Origin of the sequence: Enterococcus sp. E4-223 (assembly GCF_035727065.1) — a bacterium.
Taxonomy (GTDB): Bacteria; Bacillota; Bacilli; order Lactobacillales; family Enterococcaceae; genus Enterococcus_B; species Enterococcus_B faecium.
This window is the reverse complement of sequence record NZ_JAPMLH010000005.1, coordinates 18960-33631: the sequence shown is the minus strand read 5'-3', so window position 1 is coordinate 33631 and position 14672 is coordinate 18960. Positions and strand designations below refer to the sequence as shown.

Annotated in this window: 16 protein-coding genes and 1 other annotated feature; of the genes, 11 read left to right on the top strand and 5 right to left on the bottom strand. The window is 40.4% G+C overall.

The genetic code is table 11. The features are described from left to right. Nucleotides 1-45 precede the first annotated feature (45 nt). Genes OS139_RS07995 through OS139_RS07980 form a run of 4 tightly spaced genes read left to right on the top strand, consistent with a single transcriptional unit; the run spans nucleotide 46 to nucleotide 3385 of the window. Nucleotides 46-690 carry a bifunctional 4-hydroxy-2-oxoglutarate aldolase/2-dehydro-3-deoxy-phosphogluconate aldolase gene (locus OS139_RS07995; RefSeq protein ID WP_002331991.1) on the top strand — a complete coding sequence of 215 codons (645 nt, stop codon included), beginning with the start codon at nucleotides 46-48 and terminating at the stop codon, nucleotides 688-690. 6 nt (nucleotides 691-696) lie between these two features. Further along, the gene (locus OS139_RS07990; RefSeq protein WP_002331990.1) at nucleotides 697-1704 is read left to right on the top strand and encodes a sugar kinase; all 1008 of its coding nucleotides are present in this window, start codon (nucleotides 697-699) and stop codon (nucleotides 1702-1704) included. A gap of 15 nt (nucleotides 1705-1719) precedes the next feature. Next, on the top strand, nucleotides 1720-2562 hold the full coding sequence (kduI, locus tag OS139_RS07985; RefSeq protein WP_002288239.1) for a 5-dehydro-4-deoxy-D-glucuronate isomerase: 843 nt from the start codon (nucleotides 1720-1722) through the stop codon (nucleotides 2560-2562). A 19-nt stretch (nucleotides 2563-2581) separates the two neighbouring features. Beyond that, on the top strand, nucleotides 2582-3385 hold the full coding sequence (locus OS139_RS07980; RefSeq protein WP_002294167.1) for a gluconate 5-dehydrogenase: 804 nt from the start codon (nucleotides 2582-2584) through the stop codon (nucleotides 3383-3385). 248 nt (nucleotides 3386-3633) lie between these two features. Here OS139_RS07980 and fni read toward each other — a convergent pair whose 3' ends face one another. From fni to mvk, 4 genes are read right to left on the bottom strand one after another with little or no spacing between them, the layout of a single operon-like run. Beyond that, a complete protein-coding gene (gene fni, locus OS139_RS07975) occupies nucleotides 3634-4698 on the bottom strand; it encodes a type 2 isopentenyl-diphosphate Delta-isomerase (protein ID WP_002300048.1) in 1065 nt (354 codons plus the stop codon). Beyond that, nucleotides 4695-5780: a phosphomevalonate kinase gene (locus tag OS139_RS07970; RefSeq protein ID WP_002331989.1), complete on the bottom strand. Its 1086-nt coding sequence runs from the start codon at nucleotides 5778-5780 to the stop codon at nucleotides 4695-4697. Before OS139_RS07970 ends, fni begins: the two co-directional genes overlap by 4 nt. 12 nt (nucleotides 5781-5792) lie before the next feature. Next, a complete protein-coding gene (gene mvaD, locus OS139_RS07965; protein WP_002288232.1) occupies nucleotides 5793-6770 on the bottom strand; it encodes a diphosphomevalonate decarboxylase in 978 nt (325 codons plus the stop codon). Next, nucleotides 6763-7707: a mevalonate kinase gene (gene mvk / locus OS139_RS07960; RefSeq protein ID WP_002288231.1), complete on the bottom strand. Its 945-nt coding sequence runs from the start codon at nucleotides 7705-7707 to the stop codon at nucleotides 6763-6765. Before mvk ends, mvaD begins: the two co-directional genes overlap by 8 nt. Before the next feature lie 315 nt (nucleotides 7708-8022). Between mvk and OS139_RS07955 the strand changes: the two genes are divergently transcribed. Together OS139_RS07955 and OS139_RS07950 are read left to right on the top strand one after the other, a co-directional pair. Beyond that, the gene (locus OS139_RS07955; protein WP_002307422.1) at nucleotides 8023-8682 is read left to right on the top strand and encodes a deoxynucleoside kinase; all 660 of its coding nucleotides are present in this window, start codon (nucleotides 8023-8025) and stop codon (nucleotides 8680-8682) included. 84 nt (nucleotides 8683-8766) lie between these two features. Further along, nucleotides 8767-9672 carry a magnesium transporter CorA family protein gene (locus tag OS139_RS07950; protein ID WP_002294163.1) on the top strand — a complete coding sequence of 302 codons (906 nt, stop codon included), beginning with the start codon at nucleotides 8767-8769 and terminating at the stop codon, nucleotides 9670-9672. A 1-nt stretch (nucleotide 9673) separates the two neighbouring features. Here the strand turns inward: OS139_RS07950 and OS139_RS07945 are convergent, their stop codons facing one another. Continuing rightward, entirely contained in the window at nucleotides 9674-10306 is a 633-nt protein-coding gene (locus OS139_RS07945) for a pentapeptide repeat-containing protein (protein ID WP_002294161.1), read from the bottom strand. A 150-nt stretch (nucleotides 10307-10456) separates the two neighbouring features. Next, nucleotides 10457-10582, top strand: a sequence feature (ribosomal protein L20 leader region). Nucleotides 10583-10625: 43 nt separating this feature from the next. On the opposite strand from OS139_RS07945, the gene infC reads away from it, so the two are divergent. The 5 genes from infC to OS139_RS07920 all read left to right on the top strand — a co-directional run bounded on the left by infC (nucleotide 10626) and on the right by OS139_RS07920 (nucleotide 14656). Beyond that, nucleotides 10626-11150: a translation initiation factor IF-3 gene (gene infC / locus OS139_RS07940; protein WP_002293357.1), complete on the top strand. Its 525-nt coding sequence runs from the start codon at nucleotides 10626-10628 to the stop codon at nucleotides 11148-11150. 71 nt (nucleotides 11151-11221) lie between these two features. Then, nucleotides 11222-11422, top strand: coding sequence for a 50S ribosomal protein L35 (rpmI, locus tag OS139_RS07935; RefSeq protein WP_002289309.1), 201 nt, complete (start codon nucleotides 11222-11224; stop codon nucleotides 11420-11422). Nucleotides 11423-11474: 52 nt separating this feature from the next. Then, on the top strand, nucleotides 11475-11834 hold the full coding sequence (gene rplT, locus OS139_RS07930) for a 50S ribosomal protein L20 (RefSeq protein WP_002293355.1): 360 nt from the start codon (nucleotides 11475-11477) through the stop codon (nucleotides 11832-11834). Between the two features lie 355 nt (nucleotides 11835-12189). Next, nucleotides 12190-12603, top strand: coding sequence for a VOC family protein (locus tag OS139_RS07925; protein WP_002307426.1), 414 nt, complete (start codon nucleotides 12190-12192; stop codon nucleotides 12601-12603). 715 nt (nucleotides 12604-13318) lie between these two features. Further along, nucleotides 13319-14656: a citrate transporter gene (locus tag OS139_RS07920; protein WP_325066872.1), complete on the top strand. Its 1338-nt coding sequence runs from the start codon at nucleotides 13319-13321 to the stop codon at nucleotides 14654-14656. Nucleotides 14657-14672: the final 16 nt, after the last annotated feature.

Sequence of the window (14672 nt, the reverse complement as noted above, 5' to 3'; positions counted from 1 at the left end):
CCAAGTTATAAAATAAAATTTCTAAATAGGAAATAGGTGGAGAAGATGAAAAAAATTGATATTTTATCTCGATTGAAAAACGCCGGAGTGATTGCGGTGGTACGCGGAAAAAGCAAAGAAGAAGCTTTGAATGCTTGCCACGCAATCATCAAAGGTGGTCTAACTGGTATTGAGTTGACTTTTACAGTCCCTCAAGCAGATCAAGTAATCAAAGAACTTTTGTCATTCTACAAAGACCAACCAGAAATAGTGATTGGCGCAGGCACAGTATTAGACGCTGTCACAGCTCGCTTGGCTATCTTAGCTGGCGCAGAGTATATTGTTAGCCCTTCCTTTGATCAAGGAACGGCAGAGATGTGCAATCTGTATCAAATTCCTTACTTACCAGGATGTATGACTATTACCGAGATCAAAACAGCGCTGAAAAGCGGGGTAGATATCGTCAAACTATTTCCTGGAAGCGCTTATGGACCAAGTATCATTTCTGCCTTCAAGGCGCCGATGCCTCAAGTCAATATCATGCCAACTGGCGGTGTGAGTCTGGACAATATGAAAGAGTGGTTCGATGCTGGTGTCGTAACAGTCGGAGTAGGTGGGAACCTTTTAGCACCCGCAGCTACAGGAGATTTTGACAAAGTAACGGAAGTCGCGCAACAGTATGCAGCAAAAATGAAAGAAATCAAGAGGTAGCTGCTTATGGGAAAAGTAGTGACACTCGGAGAAATCATGTTGCGATTGTCCACAGATCAGGGAACCCGTATCGATTCAAGTGAACGATTCGCTGCCCATTATGGCGGAGGGGAAGCAAACGTAGCAATTTCTTTAGCTAATTACGGACATGAAGCGATTTTTGCTACAAAAGTACCTGATAACGCATTGGGAAAAGCAGTCAAAAAGCACTTGCAATGTTATGGAGTAGATACGAAACAGGTATTATCTGGTGGATCAAGACTAGGTACTTATTATATGGAAACTGGTAGTGGCGAACGCGCCGCCTCAGTGATCTATGATCGTGCCGGATCAAGTTTTGCTGAAATGGATCATTTGGAATGGTCGCTAGAGGAGTTATTCCAAGGAATAGATATATTTCATGTTTCGGGAATCACCCCAGCTTTGTCTAAAAAATGGCAAAAAATGACGAAACAGGTGATAGAAGCTGCAAAAAGAGCTGGCTGCCTGATCAGCTTCGATATCAACTATCGTGGAAAATTATGGACACAGCAAGAAGCCAGCGAAGTAATCCATCAGCTTTTACCTTTAGTAGATATCTGCTCAGCTGGAAAAATGGATGCTCTTTATTTGTTAGGTATCGAGAAAGCGCCAGAAGCAGAAGAACAACCTCTAATTTATTATTATCAAAAAATGCAGGAAAAGTTCCCGAATATTCAGGTGTTTTATTCGACCAAGCGTACCGTTCATTCAGCAAGTGAAAATGAACTGAAGGGGACATTGTGGATGAACCATGAATATGTGGAATCCCAAGTCCATAGAATTACCCCAATCGTGGATCGAGTAGGTGGCGGAGATGCTTTTGCAGGTGGCGTGCTCCATGGGATTTTATCCAATATGTCTCCGCAAGAAATCATTGATTTTGCTACGGCAGCTTCTGCCTTGAAGCATACGATCCATGGGGACTGCAACCAATTTAGTCAAGAAGAAGTCGCACAATTTTTAGCATGCGGCTCTGGAAAAATCATTCGATAGAAGGAGTAGAAGAAAATGCAAGAAATGGAAACACGTTATACACACAGTCCAGAAGATATCCGTCATTATTCAACGGAACAATTGAGAAAAGAATTTTTAGTAGAAAAGGTATTTGAACCAGGGAAAATCAGTTTGACTTATACGCACAACGATCGAATGATCTTTGGTGGAGTGACACCTACTGAAAAAGAATTAGAAATCACATTAGACAAAGAACTAGGTGTTGATTACTTCTTAGAGCGTCGTGAACTAGGTGTGATCAATATCGGTGGACCAGGATTCATCGAGATCGATGGGCAAAAAGAAGAAATGAAAAAACAAGACGGATACTATATCGGAAAAGAAACACGACATGTTGTATTTTCTTCTCAAGATGCTGAAAACCCAGCTAAATTCTATATTAGTTCTGTTCCAGCTCATCATAAATATCCAAATGTAAAAATCAGTATCGACCAAGTAAAACCAATGGAAACTGGTGAAGGCCTGACACTGAATGAACGTAAAATCTACCAATACATCCATCCAAATGTATGCGAAAGCTGTCAATTACAAATGGGTTATACGATTTTAGAACCAGGAAGTGCTTGGAATACGATGCCTTGTCATACACATGAACGTCGTATGGAAGCTTATGTCTATTTTGATTATGCCAATGAAGATACACGTGTGTTCCATATGATGGGCAAACCAGATGAAACAAAACATTTAGTCGTAGACAATGAACAAGCCATTATTTCGCCAAGCTGGTCGATCCATTCAGGTGTAGGTACAAGCAATTACTCATTCATCTGGGCAATGTGCGGAGAAAATATCACCTATACAGACATGGATATGGTGCAAATGGATCAATTAAAATAAGCATAAGGGAGAGAAAATGATGGAATTTAGTATGGATATGTTTCGTTTAGATGGAAAAGTAGCATTAGTCACCGGTGCTGTCTATGGTATTGGATTTGAGATTGCACGCTCTTTAGCTACAGCAGGAGCAAAAATCGTATTTAATAACTTGAATCAAGAATCAGTTGATGAAGGTATAGCGCATTATAAAGAAGCAGGCATCGATGCAAAAGGTTATGTCTGCGATGTGACCGATGAAGAAGCGGTTCAAGCGATGGTTCAACAGATCAAAGAAGATGTAGGTTCAGTTGATATTCTAGTCAACAATGCAGGGATCATCAAACGGACACCGATGATCGAAATGGATGCGGCAGACTTCCGCCAAGTAATCGACGTGGATTTAAATGCCCCATTCATCGTTTCAAAAGCAGTTATTCCGGATATGATCGAAAAAGGCGGCGGTAAAATCATCAATATCTGCTCCATGATGAGTGAATTAGGACGCGAAACGGTCAGTGCTTATGCTGCGGCAAAAGGCGGATTAAAAATGCTGACGAAAAACATCGCTTCTGAATACGGTCAATACAATATCCAATGTAATGGAATTGGACCAGGTTATATTGCTACACCGCAAACTGCTCCATTACGCGAAACACAAGAAAACGGTGAACGTCATCCATTCGATCAATTTATCGTTGGACGTACGCCAGCAGCACGCTGGGGCGAGCCAATCGATTTGGCTGGACCATCTGTCTTCTTGGCTTCTAGCGCATCTGATTTCGTTAACGGCCATGTCTTGTATGTGGACGGAGGCATACTTGCCTATATCGGAAAACAACCTTAAAAGAGCTTTAGTACACTGTTTAGTGGAGAGGTTGTGAAATCAGCGGATTGAACGAATACCGAAGGACAGCTGATTAAACATCATTTATTCGAAAAAAGAGGCTGGGACAGAAGCGTTTAACTCCAAGAAATAAGAAGGAATTCACGAAAATTGCTTTTCAAATTTTTGTGAATTTCAGCTTATTTCCGAAGGAGTTGCTTTTGCTTCCGCCGTTTGTACGTGTTTAGAGCGTGAGACAAAAGTGTTCTTTACTTTTGTCCCACGCTCTTTTCTGTGCGTCTTCCATACTTCACTAAGTCGATCCCTCTTGCTTCGCACCAATCCTTCACTGGTCCGGAAAAGATCAGTGACTGTTGGTGTAGGGCCGCGGTATTCGTTGCGCCGACCATAGTATAAAGCAGACGAAGCTCTTCTTGCCATTGCTTCATCAGTATAATAGTTTCTTCTACGCCATGATTCATCAGATGCGTCAGTACGGTTCCTGAAGTACCCACTGCATTTGCGCCGAGACAAAGGGCTTTAAATATGTCATAGGCATTGCGGATACCTCCGGAGGCTAGGATTTCCATAGAAGTGTCTGCTTCATTTGCTTCAAGCAATGAAGAGACTGTCGATTGCCCCCAGTCAGCTAAATAACTCAGTTCCCGCTTGGAGCGACGGGCGTTTTCGATCTGGGTGAAGCTTGTTCCACTTCGACCGCTGATATCAACTGTATGAACTCCTAAAGCAGCTAGATCATTGAGCGTTTCTCTTGTCATGCCAAAACCGACTTCTTTTACGATGAGGGGGACGTCAATGGCTGTTTGAGTCTCTTGAATAAGTACTTTCCAATTGGTAAAATCACGGTCTCCCTCAGGCATAACCAACTCTTGAGGTGCATTCAAATGAATCTGTAAGGCATCTGCGTGAAACAATCGGATAGCTTCTTGGGCTCTTTCGACAGAAGTCCCTGCACCGATGTTGGCAATGATTTTCCCGTGAGGATATTCTTGTCGCATAATCGTATAAGTATCGGCTAAAGAAGGGTCTTTCAAGGCAGCGCTGACTGAACCAGTGGCAATCATCAAATCTGCTTCTCTTGCGACGATTGCAAGATCTTGGTTGATTTTTTTTGTTTTTTCGCTTCCGCCAGTCATCGCATTGATATAAAATGGGCTGCTTAGTGTAAACCCAACTGCCTGTGTACTTAGATCGACATCAGAAACTGCTATTTGCGGCAAAGGGTTATGGATGATCCGTACGAAGTCAAATTCGTTTTTTTGTTTATCATGAAAGGCTTTAGCTAGTGAAACATGTTCGTCTTTTCGATTCATCGTTTTTCCTTTCTTTGATCGCTATAGACATGTAACGGCAGTGGAGTGATTTCTGCTTTTTCCCATGCACTCATTAAAGGAAGGATGCCAGATTTCTGGTCAACAATTACGATTCCGCAATCGCCACCACCTGCACCAGAAGATTTTGCGGCTCCTTCATACTGTTCAGCTAAATTACACAATTTGTTCAAAGCAGGCGTTTCGATGACGACCCCAGTGATTGCAGATAAATCATGCAGTAATTGTCGGTTTTTTCGAATCATCTGTTGGATCAAAGTTACATTATTTTCTTTAAACCCTTTGATCATTTCGTTGACACATTCTGTACTGTTTTTTAAGAAAAGCTGATAAGCCACCATTTTATCTTCTCTCGAACGGTGAACTTGATCGACCAAATCAGAAGTAGAGGCAGGGCTACCCGTCCAACCAATCAATAAACGTAAATCTTCAGGAGCAATCAATGGCTCAATGGATAGACCTGGCCAATCCAGGGCAAGTAACTCACTGATAGAATGCTGAGTTTCTTGTTCTTGGAGCCAAGGATGGTCGAAGGTTGAGAAAGCGATCCAGCCACCATAACAGCTAGCAGCGATGTCGCCGCAGGAACCATTATCTTGAACTGCTAAATTGGCTAGTGCTGCAATCTTGAAAATCTCCAACTGAGATAAATTCAACGCGTAAAAAACATTCAAGGCTTTGACCGTTGCAACGGTCACGGCACCGCTAGAACCCAATCCATATTTCCGGCCATTTGAACTGTCTAACTCACTTGTTACTTTCAGATCATAAAAGGATAAAAGAATGTTTTTTTCTTGTGCATACTTTTCAGTCAAGCGAATAGCAGCAAGGATATAATGAAAAGGATTTTCCCGAATATCTAAAACTAATTCTCCGTTGCGTCTTGTCCAACGTACAGGCATCCCACTATATTGTGCAGATTGGATACTTCCGACTTTTCGTGCAGATTCTACAGTGACTGTCACGAATTGATCGACTGCAGCGATAACTGCTGGATGGCCTGTTTCAACAACTGCATATTCTCCGGCAATATAGAGTTTGCCTGGTGCAGATACTTCAATCATAAAAATCTCCCTTTATTCAATAATCGCAATTCCTGGACCAGCATGGGCAGTAATTACTTGTTCTTTGCTAAATAATTTGGTAAATGTTTCTTGTACCTCAGATAAATGACTGTTTTCCACTAAAACTTTGACATTAGGGCCAGCATCCATCGTAAAGTAGCATGGAATGCCTTGCTTTCTCAATTGTCGCACCGCATCCATCGCTTTTAAGCTGTCAGGAGACCAGTAAGTGAATGGAGGCTGGGCAGCTAAAGTCGTTCCATGCATTTTTAGTCCGTTTCTTTCCATCGTTTCTCCGAGAAGTTGGAAATCTTTTGTTTTGATTGCTTGTTTCAATTGATATAGATCCCCTTCAACGGAATCTAACCAGCCTTGATAAAAACTGGATGTTTCGACTGTCCGACGCATCCCATTTCTGCTGGACACTTCTTTTTTTTGGTCGTTGATCAAAACGAAAACCATTGCTAAATCGTCTTCGAAAGAATCGGAAGGGACTGGCTTAGCGTAAGAACTTAAGTCGTCATGGCCTTTTTCCCATTCGACGAAACCACCGAAAATACTTCGGCAAGCTGAACCAGACCCGCGTCGAGCAAATCTTGAAAGAGAGAGATCATCTAATCCAAGCTTAAGAGCAGTATTGCAAGCGCCTGCTAAAGCAGCTAGCCCGCTGGCAGAGGAGGCTAATCCAGCTGCGGTAGGAACGAAATTCTGACTGATTACTGAAGCTTTTAGTGAGAGGCCGGCTTCTTTACGAAAAAGGTCAAGAAACTGACTGACTTTTTTTGTTGCTTTTTCGTCTTGCAAGGTGCCATCTAGATAAAATTCATCTACCATATAGCTATCAGAAAAGATGACTTCTGTCTCTGTATAAAATGCATCCAATGTTAACGAAAGGCTGTTGTTCATTGGAAGGATGAGTTCTTCATTTTTCTTACCCCAATATTTGATTAGAGCAATGTTGGTATATGCGCGTGCTTTGCCTTTAAACATAGGTATGTACTCCTAATCCTTGTATCCAAGTTTCAGCAGCACCCGCATCTTCAAGTGCTTGACTGATTTCTTGGGCTTTTGTTTTTGTTTGTGCTAATGCAATCATACAGCCACCGCGTCCACCGCCAGTTAATTTGGCACCCAATGCCCCGGTATCTTTTGCTGTTTGGATCAATAGATTAAGAAAATCATTGCTGATTGTCAGCTTTTCCAGAAGTGATTGTGATTCATCCATTGTCTGTGCCAACGTTTCTGGTGAATTTTCAATGATTGCTTGTTTTGCTTGCTTCGTCAAGTATCCTAATTTTTGGATCATTTGTCCAGTTTCATGAGGCTGGGTTTCAAAGAGGTGAGCGACATCTTTGACGGCTTCTCTTGTTTGTCCTTTGATTCCTGTATCAGCGACAATCAAAAAAGCATCGATGTTCAAAGAAAAGTAGTCGAAAGGATGCCCTTTTGTAAAATAAATCGGCTGCAAGCTGCTAGTAGCGGCTGCATCGATTCCACTAGGATTACCGTGGGCGATTTTTTCCGAAAGCTGGACATTTTCTAATAGTATTTCACGAGACAAAGGAAATGCTAAGTAATCATAAAAAGCACGAGTGACTGCTGTGGCGACTGCAGCGCTTGATCCCATTCCACGTTCAGCAGGAATCGTGCTTTCAATGGTCAGTTGCAAGTTTTTTTGGATGTCATGCTGTTTTTTTAAGTGAATGAATAATTTTTTGATATTTTTTAATGCATGAGGAGCTTCGGCTAAATTTCCTGAATAGTAGGAAGAAACCAGTTGATCGTCCATTGCATCCAGCTCTTCAAGGAATGCGGTGACTTTTGTTGCATAGAAAGGAAAGGCAATCGCTGGTTCTCCATAAACAACCGCGTGCTCGCCCATCAATATGATCTTTCCGCTTGATTCTCCTTGGCCATAGTTTGCCATAATCTAACTCCTTCTCACGTAAAAGTGATTTTTAAGCAAAAAATAAAGCGCCCAAAACGAGTTGCGCTGCTTCACGAATTTTTTTGTCCACTAAGGGTCTCAAAAAACATTCCTCCTTTATTTTACTAAAACCATCTCAGAAGTAAAACTAAGAATACGTTTTCTAAAGAAAAAACACTTTTTTCTTAAGAATTTTTTGACTTTTTTTCTTCTTTGACTAGAAAAAAATACAATTGACACTACTAGATATTGGGGGTATATTTAAAAAGGTTGGAGTTAAACACAATATTTAGTGATGAAGTGAGCTGGAGGTAAATGAGCGTGATCGTTTTAGCAGGTACAATTGGTGCCGGAAAATCAAGTTTAACAGAAATGATGGCTGAACACTTTGATAGTCAGGCATTTTATGAATCGATTGATGATAATGAAGTCTTGCCCTTATTTTATGCAAACCCTGAACAGTATGCTTTTTTGCTGCAAATTTATTTTTTGAATAAACGTTTTGCAAGCATCAAACAAGCAATGAAAGATGACAATAATGTATTGGACCGTTCGATTTATGAAGATTCGCTGCTTTTCCATCTAAATGCAGATCTAGGAAGAGCGACGGAAACGGAAGTTCGTGTGTATGATGAACTGCTGAAAAACATGATGGAAGAACTGCCCTATGCTGCCCATAAAAAACACCCGGATTTATTAGTTCATATTCGTGTATCTTTTGATACGATGCTAGAACGGATCGAGAAACGTGGTCGTTCGTATGAACAATTGTCCTTTGACCCAAGTCTGTACGATTATTACAAAGAATTGAACAGACGTTACGATCAATGGTATGAAGAATACAAAGAAAGTCCAAAAATCCAAATCGATGGAGACCGCTATAATTTTGTGGAAGATCCTCAAGCAAAAGAAGAAGTCTTGAAAATGATCGAAGAAAAATTAGCAGAGATTCGCCAAACCAAAGTAGCCATTTGATTTACAGTTGCTCAAATAAAGGGTAAACCTTTATTTGAGCGACTTTTTTCTTTATACTGGAAACAAATGTCAGGAGGATAGAGTATGCGGGAAAAACACTATTTTAATCAAGACCGTAATTTTTGGATCAATGTACAGCAAAACGATGTGCTAGCTGTTAAAAACTTAAAAGAAGAATATGGCATTAGTGACGAGATGCTGACTTATTCTCTAGATAAAAATGAACGGGCGCGCGTAGAGTACGATTCTTTTGATGAAGCGTTACTGCTTGTATCAAATGTTCCGCACCAGCAAAAAGTCGATAATCATTATGAAACTAGTCCTATCGCTTTTATTTTAAAAGAAGACGGTTTGTTTACATTTACCACGCCGAATACCGAGTACGTGATTCGACTAATTCGATCGCTTTTGGAACGAATGCCAGACATGAGTGTATACAGTTTATTGTTTCGTACATTGTTTTTGATTTCTGATTCCTTTTTTCCTTTAATCGAGGAAGTGAATAGTGAACGTCAGCGGCTTAATCTGAAATTAAGAGAAAAAACAACGAACAAGAATCTGCTGCAACTTTCAGATTTAGAGATCGGTTTGGTTTACTTAGTTACAGGAACAAAACAAAATGTAGTACTTTTAGAACAAATCAAGGCACTGGCTATTTATCGCAAGTTGTCAGAAAAGGAAAAAGAAGAGTTGGACGATGCACTGATCGAAGCACGACAAGCAGTTGAAATGACGAACTTAGCTTCGCAGATTTTAGACCAGCTCTCTGGCACTTATAATAATTTGCTGAATAACAACTTGAATGACACGATGAAATTTTTGACGGTCTGGTCGCTGATCTTGACCGTTCCAACTATTGTGACAGGATTCTTCGGAATGAATCTCCAGTTACCCTTTACCCATTCCGTTTTCGGATGGGGAATCGCCTTGATCATCAGTTTGGTCTTATCTATTTGGATGCTTATTGCACTGTGGCGGCGGATTCGTTGATCTAGTCTTTGATCTGCAAACCAAGGGCTTGGGCGATCACAAGTGCTTGCTCTTGGTTGACGATTAGTCCCGCCAAAGAATCTTGAGATAAAGCGATTGCTGTGAAGAAATTAGTCGTAAAGTCTAATCCCTTCAGAGAAGTTCGAAACCAGTTCGAACCGGTTAACTGATTGTCAGACAAAAAAAGGTTTTTCCAAGTGACCTCATAAAATTCGCTGTCTTCTAATTGACAATGATCGAAGGAGACAGCTTTCAAGTTTGTACTACTAAAGGAAGCCATCGAAGCAATACAATCAGTGAAAGTACAGTCTCGAAGATAACTTTCGGCAAAATTCGTACCTGTTAATTTACATTGATGAAACACGACTTGGTGGAAACTGCCACCAATCCACTCCAGATTGGAAAAATCACATTTTTCAAAAATGACATTACTGCATTCAAAATGACGTAAAACTGTTTTTTGCATCGTAAGTTTTTGGATATGACTCTCTCTTAATACCATATTTTTGGCATCGAGATAGCTTTGGTCACCCCCGTTGATCAGAAGACCAGAGAAGATCTCCTCATCTTCTAAATAAAACTCTCCCTTTGTAAGAAGAGGAAGAGAAGGTGGAATAGGTTCGATTTTTTTCATGTGGGTTCACCTCGTTTTTCTTTAGTATAGCAAAGAAGCGGGAATCACTGCTAGAAAGTCTGCTAATCTAATCATTTTCAGAAAAGGAAGACAAACTGTATGAAAAACATTGACAAAAAGATTAATTTTTGCTATACTATGATGGTTGAGAAATAAAAGCAGAAGCACCCGCTTCTCGCCTTAGTTGATAATGTCACTGGGCTAGATAGTTTTCACTGGTTCTATTAGGTGAAGTACGCGCGGGTTCTGTAAGAGAACTCGTTTTTTTATTGCCGTTTATTCGGTAAGCTTTTCTTTCTCTCATAATATTTGGAGGTGAATGACCATAGCAAAGGATATGATGGTTAACGACGGCATTCGTGCACGAGAGTTACGATTGATCGGTTCAGATGGTGAGCAATTAGGAGTTAAGACAAAAGCAGAAGCATTGAATATTGCAGAACAAGCAAACTTGGATCTTGTGTTAGTTGCCCCTGGTGCGAAACCACCAGTTGCGCGAATCATGGACTACGGTAAATACCGTTTCGAACAACAAAAGAAAGACCGCGAAGCGCGTAAAAAACAAAAAGTGATCAATGTAAAAGAAGTTCGCTTAAGTCCTACGATCGACTTGAATGACTTCAATACAAAACTTCGTAATGCACGTAAGTTCTTGGAAAAGGGCGATAAAGTGAAAGCTTCTATCCGTTTCAAAGGCCGTGCCATTACCCATAAAGAAATTGGTCAAAAAGTCTTGAATCGCTTAGCTGAAGAAACTGCGGATATTGCAACAGTGGAACAAAAAGCGAAAATGGACGGACGCAGCATGTTCTTGACGCTGGCACCGAAAAACGACAGTAAGTAATTTGAATGACTAACTGGCTGTTGGACAGCCGATAGTCGGATAACGAAAGATTTTGAGGAGGAAATATAGTCATGCCAAAACAAAAAACACACCGCGGATCAGCAAAACGTTTCAAACGTACTGGTAAAGGCGGATTGAAACGCTTCCGCGCGTTTACAAGTCACCGTTTCCACGGCAAAACAAAAAAACAACGCCGTCAATTGCGAAAAGCAAGCATGGTTTCTAGTGGCGACTTCAAACGTATTCGCCAACAACTAGCAAAAATGAAATAAGAAGTACAAATAACAGAATCTGAAGATTTATTTTTATTAGGAGGAATTATACATGGCACGTGTTAAAGGTGGAACAGTAACTCGTAAACGTCGTAAAAGAGTGCTAAAATTAGCAAAAGGTTACTACGGTTCAAAACACACTTTATTTAAAACAGCAAAAGAACAAGTAATGAATTCATACAACTACGCATATCGCGATCGTCGTCAAAAGAAACGCGACTTCCGTAAATTGTGGATTGCTCGTATCAACGCAGCAGCTCGTATGAATGGCTTGAGCTACTCAAAATTAATGCACGGTTTGAAAGTTGCTGAAATCGACATCAACCGTAAAATGTTAGCTGACTTGGCTGTTAACGATGCAGCAGCATTTACTGCATTGGCTGACCAAGCAAAAGACGCTTTGGCTAAATAATTAAATAAACGTTGTCGTATCAACGTATACCCCGCCTTTATTGAGCGGGGTTTTTATTATTGTTTTAAGACCTAATTGAGCTCGCAAAGCGAGTAAAACACAAAATTACCTGCTATGCGGATGGCAAAAGTGTCAAGGTCGTATGGATTGAACATAAAATGTGAAAGTCAGCGTCTTTAGGCGCTGTCCGGTATTGTGGCTTTTTATAGTTCTGAAACAAACCACCCTTTTGAAGAGTGGTTATGATTATTTCAGCTAGTTAAAAATCTGATGCTTGATTAATCTAACTATGTTAGTATTGAATAAATAAGCTTTTTTATGGAAAATTAAAAGAGCTAACAAGGAGTGGAAGCAAATGAGTGTTTACCGAATTACAGCGTGTGTACAAGTGAAAGGGGACTATCAAGCTTGTTATGATTTTTATACGGAAAAAATAGGGCTGGTACCGATCTATGGTGATGGATCAGGTCCTTATACAAGTTTTGCATCAAAGAAAGAGGAATCTCCCTTTTTTGCGATGTTTCAAATAGGTGCTGTAGTTGAACAAATGGAGGGTTATCCTATTTCGGATAATCGGATCTCGTCTGACACCCTCTCAGCAACTTTTCATACCACAACCTTTGATGATGATTACAATAGAATGGTCAATGCTGGAGTAGTGTTTGAAGTTGGGAAAAAAGTATTAGGTGAAGGTGCAGAAGCTTTTCATATAGCTTACTTTCGTGATCCAGAAGGGAATTTGATGAGCTTAGAGGACGGTGGAGTATAGTCAGAACTGTGTTGCTAAGGACAGGTAAGTTTTTAATTCTCTTTTTTTGTCTGTATAAGTTATATAGTCAAAACTACCGTTTCGGTATTTAAGGTGTAAATGGTCATGGTAAAACAGAGAGAAAAAACGTTCACACTTATAATTTACAGAAGGAGTGATTACTTAATGTCCCAAATTACTCGAGAGACTAAAAATGGATTGATGAACTATAGGCGCTTAGTACGCGTCTTACAGGTTGTTCGTATTCTCTTGATGAAGGTTGTCGTGTATCGAAGAAAGTTTCATGAACGAAGCAACAGAGCTGCAGTTTGCGGTTGAATGTTGGTTACAGAATCTGCTTGAATTTAGGAAACGCCCAAAATGGTTAGTCCTAAAGTAGCGCTTGCCGGTATTAGAATGTAGCTGAGGGCAAAAATGCGCTGTCCACAGAAATGCGGTGAGCAGTACATCGCTATGGTTTTAACTCATAAAGAAAAAGAGCAACCCTCAATACACATAAGTATGCTCTTTGTTTCCTCTTTTTTGTTTACAATCCTCCATCAAATGAAACAGGACAATAACGTATAAGTCTAAAATAACATAATTAAGGTTTTTTAATTGAAAACTGAACATTTATGGTCATCCTTTAATGAAAGCGCTAACTACATAAGTTAGAATGAGTTTTACTGATATATTAGTTTGCTTATCAGAAAAACAAAATGGACGGAGGAATAACATGAGTGATATTATTATTGGTATTTTGTTAGTTATCTCATTCTTTTTCATGGTCTGGTACTGTGTAAAAGGCTACAACTTGATGGTCGGCTTTGCCATCATGGCTACTGTATGGATGGGATTAGCGCTAGTCGGAAACACGTTTTCACCAAACCCGGCGATGGAAGGGCAAGGAGTAATTGATGTGTTGACGCATATCTATACGACGGGGCCAGCTGAGTACGCCAAATCGATCTTGGTAAATGTCTTCTTTGGTGCCTTTTTCGGGCGTGTTCTAGTAGATAGCGGAATCGCAGCTACCCTGATTCGAAAGGTAGTTGAACTTGGAGGGGACAAGCCAAGAATCACGATGAGCTTACTATGTATTGTAACCGCTGTTATATTCATGTCGATGACAGGAATCGGACCAGTGATTTCTATTGCAGTTATTGTGTTGCCGATCTTGATGTCATTAGGTATTTCAGTACCGGTTGCACTGTTCTCATTTATGGGCTCGATTATGGCTGGAATCTTTGCTAATATCGTCAATTTCAAACAATATCAAACGATTTATGCTGGTTTCAATCCAGCGGCTGAAAGCTATACTTATAATGACTATTTCCAAATTGGTATGATTGGGATGATTGTAAGCTTAGTTGTGGTACTAACGGTCGCTAATATATCAATGAACAAAAAGAAACGCTATGCAATGGCAGCAAACGTACCAGCTGAAGGTGGCGACGCACCAATGATCTCATGGTTAGCCGTATTATTACCAGTTTTAGGGGTCGTTCTTTTAGATCTTCCAATCATCTTAGGTTTTATTCTAGCAGGTATCTGGGCATTGCTGTTTACTGGAAAATTGCGCGGAGGTTATAAAGAAATCTGTCGTCAGTTTGCGAAATTATTTACAGATGGCGCAGTCGATGTTGCACCAATGGTTGGTTTCTTGATGACCTTAGCGATGTTCAATAATTCAGCTGCGTATGCTTCTCCTTATTTTTCAGCTATTTTTGGAGATTGGATACCGCAATCACCATTAGTCTTGGCAATCGTATTTGCTATATTGACACCACTAGGATTTTTCCGCGGTCCAATGAATCTAGTCGGTTCAGGCTCAGCTATTTTAGCTGTCGTGTTAGCTGTTAATCCAACGATGTCGCCAGCCTTTTTGTTCCCGTTATTTGCAATCACAACGATTGCTCCTCAGCATTTAGATATTACACAATCTTGGGTTGCTTGGGGATTAGGTTATACAAAAGTAACTTCTCGAGAAAATATGAAGAAATCCATCCCAACTGGTTGGATCATCGGAGCGATCTTATGCCTGATCACGTTCTTATTATACGGGAACGCCTAGTAAACAAAACGTCGAT